1 pseudogene is annotated in these 354 nt (G+C 29.7%); it reads right to left on the minus strand.

Annotated elements, in window-relative coordinates:
* Positions 1–107: 107 nt before the first annotated feature.
* Positions 108–354: pseudogene (locus LS69_RS10995) on the minus strand (hypothetical protein); the annotation flags it as partial.

Below are 354 nucleotides of genomic sequence, written 5' to 3' on the forward strand. Positions count from 1 at the left end.
TTAGAATCTCCCTCACAACTTAAACTCTATGAAGGTTATATCCATTGTAGTGGCTTACAATATCTATTACCTTTTACACAAAACTATATTAAACGATAAATACAATTTTAAAAGTCTCTTGAATATCTCTTGATACAATAAAGCTTAGGCTTAAAAAGAATTAATGAAAGATATTTTTGCAGATAAGATTTAAGGATAGAGGATAAAGGATAAATAGTACCATTTATAGTTAAAATATCTTTGCCCCTAATATCTAACCTGTCTCCGTCCGAAAAATATTCAAAGTGTAACATCATAACCTGCTTGTTTGGAACAATGTTTGGGTGAATATTTTGCGCATTCAGCATTAAACCT

The organism is Helicobacter sp. MIT 05-5294, from assembly GCF_000765675.1.
Lineage (GTDB): Bacteria > Campylobacterota > Campylobacteria > Campylobacterales > Helicobacteraceae > Helicobacter_D.